This window comes from Sphingopyxis sp. RIFCSPHIGHO2_12_FULL_65_19, assembly GCF_001830555.1.
Classification (GTDB): Bacteria; Pseudomonadota; Alphaproteobacteria; order Sphingomonadales; family Sphingomonadaceae; genus Sphingopyxis.
The window spans coordinates 33697-38827 of sequence record NZ_MIAM01000010.1 but is presented as its reverse complement, the minus strand read 5'-3'; the positions used below and the strand labels follow the sequence as shown (position 1 = coordinate 38827).

At 67.2% G+C, this 5131-nt stretch carries 3 protein-coding genes; all 3 read right to left on the bottom strand.

From position 1 onward, the window contains the following. Nucleotides 1-143: 143 nt before the first annotated feature. The 3 genes from A3E77_RS02275 to A3E77_RS02265 are packed head-to-tail and all read right to left on the bottom strand — an operon-like array spanning nucleotide 144 to nucleotide 5037. Nucleotides 144-1958, bottom strand: coding sequence for a tetratricopeptide repeat-containing sulfotransferase family protein (locus tag A3E77_RS02275; RefSeq protein WP_293643285.1), 1815 nt, complete (start codon nucleotides 1956-1958; stop codon nucleotides 144-146). An 11-nt stretch (nucleotides 1959-1969) separates the two neighbouring features. Beyond that, nucleotides 1970-3577 (bottom strand): DsbA family protein, encoded by a 1608-nt coding sequence (locus tag A3E77_RS02270; protein ID WP_293643284.1) that lies wholly within the window; start codon nucleotides 3575-3577, stop codon nucleotides 1970-1972. A 56-nt stretch (nucleotides 3578-3633) separates the two neighbouring features. Then, nucleotides 3634-5037, bottom strand: coding sequence for a M48 family metalloprotease (locus A3E77_RS02265; protein WP_293643283.1), 1404 nt, complete (start codon nucleotides 5035-5037; stop codon nucleotides 3634-3636). Between the last annotated feature and the right edge of the window lie 94 nt (nucleotides 5038-5131).

Sequence of the window (5131 nt, the reverse complement as noted above, 5' to 3'; positions counted from 1 at the left end):
CATGGAATCCCCCTCACATGACAGTGATGTGACGTGAGAATGACGCGGCGCCGGGCAAGCGCAAGCATTGTTGTGCGGTGCAGCGGTCGTTGGTCGAAAATGTCGTCTGCTGTTGCCGAAAGGCAACGTTTTGTCGCGTGCGATCAGCCGAAGTCGGCTGGCACCGCCGGATAAGCGGGAAGGACGGGGCCGAGTGCCTGCTTCAGCGGGTCGAGCCAGTCTTCATAAGGCCTCCACTGGCCGACGCCGTCGCGATTGATCGGGCGGCGCACCTGTTCGCTCGACGCGGTTCGCACCGCGCGCGCATTGCGGTGAAAGGCCAGGCAAGCGGCCTCGAACGGTTGGTCCAGAAAGGCCAGCATCGCCCGCACTTCGGTTTCGGGATCATCGAGCAACGCTTCGTGGATCACGCGATGGACGCGGCCGGGCTGCACCGCGTCGATATGCGCCATCAGGCGGACATAGTCGCGATAATAGCCGCCGACGTCGGAGAGGCCGTAGCTGAAGGCCTGCCCCTTCGCATAATGTTGCCGAAAGTTTGAAAAACAGCAATCGAGCGGATGGCGCCGCGCGTCGATGATCTTCGCATTCGGCAGGATCAGCCGGATGAACGCGGTGTAGAGCCAGTTGTTCGGCAATTTGTCGATATAGAAAGGCTTGTCGGTCTTGCGCTGCACCGCGGTGCGCCGGATGAAGGCGGCGCCCAGTTCGGCGAGCTGCGTGGCCGGGATGTCCGCCAGCGCCTCGATCCAGCGGCGGCCGTCATCCTGTTTTTCGCGGCCCAGACCGAGCGCGAGGGCAGGGATGTCGGGCAGTTCCATCGTGCCCTCGATCGCCGAATGGCAACTGAGGATCTGTTCGATCAGCGTCGATCCGGCGCGCGGCATGCCGAGGATGAAGATCGGATCGGGGGACGGATCGCCCGCGCCGGTGCGCGCGGCGAAAAATTCCGGGGTGCAGGCGGCGACGATGGCATCGACCGCCGCGGTCGTTTCGGCGGCGCGATAGCCGAGCTGGCGCGACCGGATCGCGTTGCCGGCGTCATAGTGACGAAATGCCGGTTCATGTTCGGCGGCATCATCATATGCCTTGCCGAGCGCGAAGTGGAGGTGGAGCCGGTCGTCGGCGCGCGCTTCGCCATCGGGTTCGGCGGCAACGAGCGCGGCCTCCATTGCGGCGCGATCGGCCGCGTCGAAGCGGATGGTCTTGAGGTTCGCGAGGCTCCACCAGATTTCGCCGAGTCCCGGATCGGCGGCCAGCGCGCGGCGATAGGCCGCGATGCTGTCGTCCTGCCGCCCGACGGTCTTGAGCATATGACCATGGCTCATCCACAGCTTGGCATGGTCGGGGAAGCGGCGTGTCAGTTCGTCATAAAGCGCGAGCGCCTCGTCATAACCGCCGATCCGCCCGAGCGCGGCGGCGCGCAGGTTCGCATGTGCGGGGTTGTCGGGATCGCCCTCCAACACCGCGCGCAGCATCTGTGCCGCGTCGGCAAAGCGGTTCTGCTTGTAATAGACGGTGGCGAGATTGGCGCGGGCGGCGCCGAAACCGGGCGCGAGCTGTAACGCGCGCGACAGCAGTTTTTCGGCATCGTCGTACCGCCCGATCCGCCCCGCGACCTCGGCGAGCATCCGGATTGCCGCGACGTCGGTCGCATCCTCGCGCAGCCGCTGGCGCAGCGCCGCTTCGGCGTCGGGAAGCCGATCTTCGGCCAGGGCGAGCGCGGCGTCGACCATCGCGGCGTCGTGGATCGTCGCCCCGACCGCGGCGAGCGATGCCGCCTGGGCCTCGGCCTCGCGATTCAGGGCGCGCAGCGCATGGGCGGCGAGGCGGTGCGCCGCCGCCGATGTCGGAACCGCCTCGATGATCGCCTGGGCCTGTGCCAGCGCGGCGGCCGGCTGACCCGCCAGCAGACGGCGGGCGTTGGCGAGCGCTTCATCGTGGGAGACGGTCGCCATGCCCGCGCCGATCAGCTTTTCGCTGCCCGTGCTTTCGCGACCGCCTGTTTCAGCCCGTCATAGCCGATCTGCCCCTGGAACAGCTGATTGCCGACGATCCACGTCGGGGTGGCGTTGAGCTGCAACTGGGTCGCGATCGCGAGGTTGCTGTCGAGTTCGCGCTGGAACAGCGCCTCGTTCGCGGTCGCGTCGGCGGTGCCGTCGGTGACGACGCCGACCTTGGCGGCGGCGGCGGCGATCGCCGCTTTGTCAAGCGAACCGCTCGCGAACATTGCGTGATGGAAGGCGTCATATTTGCCCTGCCGGGCGGCGGCGAGCGCCATGATCGCGGCGTCGCGGCTTTGCGGCGCGATGATGGGCAGTTCGCGGAATACGACCTTCAGTCGTTTGTCCTCGCGGATCAGCCGGTCGACGTCGGGCACGCTCGCGCGGCAGAAGCCGCAGGCATAGTCGGTGAACACGACCAGCGTGACGTCGCCGTCGGCGTTGCCAGCCCATGCCCCGGCATAGGGTTTTTCGAGCGCCGGGCGGATCGCGTCGATCGCCTTCGCGATCTCGCCATTGCGCTGCGCTTCGAGCGCCTCGGGAATGATCTGGGGGTTCGCCTTGATATAGTCGGCGACGATCGTCTCTACCTCGCCCTTGCTCATCCCGCCGCCGAGGCGGCCGCCCAGCCAGAAGACCGCGGCGAGGAGGGCAAGGCCGCCCGCCGCGATAACCCATGGTCGCGTCGACATGCCGTCCATCCCCATCCCCTTCACGTGCGGCAGGCGCGGTGCCGCCATGGCTTTGGCGCTCGTTGTCTTTTTCGCCGGCTGCGCCGTCGGCGCGCGATCGTCGCCGGGCATCGCGGTGACGGTGCCGACCGGTGCGGGCTTGGCGACGGCCGGAATGGCGGCATCGCCGGAAAAAAGCGGCAAATCGGGCGCCGCCGGTGCATTCGCCTGCCGGGCGGCGGCCTCCTCGCGCGCGAGCAATTGTTCGAGGCCCGAGGGCGGCGGGGTCAGTTCCTCGCGCGGGGCGGGGCGCAATTTCGTCGCGGCATCGCCCAGCTGCTCGCGGAGGCTGTCGCTGCCTGCCTTGGCGATGTCGGCGACCCCGGCGCGGGTCTTGCCCGCGACTTCGCCTATCCCGCGCCCGGCGTCGCTCGACAGCTTGCGGGCCTTTTCGCCGAGCGCCATCTTTTCCCACGCATCGCCGCTCGCCTTGGCCGCAGCGCGGCCGACCTGCGCCGAACCACGGCCCGCCGCGCGCGCGGCGCGTGCGGTCAGCACGCCGGTTTTTGCGGCGACTTCGCGCGAACGGCGCGGAATTTCCATCGCTTCGACGCGCGCCGGAATATCGGCGCGTTCGCCGACGCGGATCGTCCAGTCGGCAAAGGCTTCGGCGCCGCTCTGGATGCGGTCCCACAGGTTTGCCGCGCCGGCCTTGATCGCCGCGGGCTTCACCAGCGGATCGCGCGGCTTTTCGGCGCCGGTATAGCGCGACACGTCGATGCCAACCGGCGGCTCGTCCTTCGGCTTCGCCAGCCCCTCATCATGTTGTGGCACGCCCACACCCGGCGTCGGCGCGGGGTCGCGCAGCCATGGCTGGTAATAATCGTCTTTTTTGTCAGTCACTTGTTGCCCTTGCGCATCGGTATTGGCGATGCGGTCCCCGCATTGTTCCGGTGAATCTAGCGCCGTTTTCGCTCGCGTTCCACCTCGGCGCGGGCAACCAGCGAAATATCCTGTGCACGGATCCAGTCGGGCGACCCTTCGGGCAGGCCCTGCATCGCCATTTCGGCATTACGCAGCGCGAGCCCCGACTGTCCACCCTCCAGGCTGTAACGTTCCGCCGAGGCGAGCGCAGCGCGCGCCTGATCGCCTTTGTTCGCATAGACGATGCCGAGCTGATACCAGGCGAACGGGTTCTGGTTGTCGAGCGCGACCGCGGTTTTCAGAACCTTTTCGGCTTCGGCGAAATTGGCCGGGTCTTCGGTCGCGATCAGTGCATGGCCCAGCGTCGCGCTGATCAGCGGTTGCGACCGCGACCGGGTGACCGCCTTGCGCAGCGCGGGGATCGCCTCCTTGGGCCGACCCGATTCGAGCAGCACCTGGCCTTCGAGTTCGAGGAAATAGGGGTCGTCGGGATTGGTCGCGAGCAGCCCCTCGACCTCCGCGAGCGCCTTTTGCGGATAGGCGCTTTTGTGCCAGGCGTAAGCGCGCGCATAACGCGCGGGAATGCTGGTATTGCTTTCGGGGAATTTGCGCAGCGTCCGCTCGGGCTCGGTCATATAGCCCGACAGCTTTGCCTTGATCCGCTGGAACCGTTTTTCGATCACCGGGTCGGCGGGTTTCGCCCACGCCGGGTCGATGACATACACCTCGCGCAGCGTCTGGATGCGGTCGCCCGACATCGGATGGGTGCGGCCATAGGCCTGATCGTCGTCCTGCTTGACCGCGTAGCGAAATTCCAGATTTTGCAGCTTCTTGAAAAAAGCGAGACTGCCGCGCCCGCTGATTCCCGCTTTCGACAGATATTGCGCGCCCGCGGCATCGGCGGTCGATTCCTGGACGCGGCTGAAGGCGAGGAACTTGCCCAGCGCGGCCTGTTGCCCCGCCATCATCACGCCCATGCCGGCCTCCCCCGCGCCCGCCGCGATCGCCGCGGCGCCGAGCAGAAGGCTGAGCAACGAGATGCCGGTTGCGGTCTTGGCGCCCTCGTTCACGCGAATCGCGTGGCCGCCCATCACATGACCCAGTTCGTGCGCGAGCACGCCCTGCACCTCTTCGGCGCTGTCGGCCGCTTCGATCAGCCCGCTGAAGACGTAAATGTCCTGGCTACCCGCGACAAAGGCGTTGATGCTGCGATCGCCGAGCAGATGCACGCGCACCTGTCCGGGCTGGAGCCCTGCCGCGACGAGCAGCGGGTCCATCATATCCTGGAACAGCGCCTCGGTCTCGGCATCGCGCAGGATCGACTGCGCCATCGCCGGGCGCATGGCGACGGCAAACATTGCGAGCAATGTCAGCAGGATACGGAAAATCGGGCGCAGCCTTTGCGCGCCGTGCACGGGCTGCGGCGGGGAAGCGGTCATCCCCGCCTCTCTTGCGCCGCGCGCCTGAACCCCAAGTGAAGCCATAGGGGCTTATTGGGGTCCAGGACGCGCCGACGCAAGGTCAGCTTGCCAT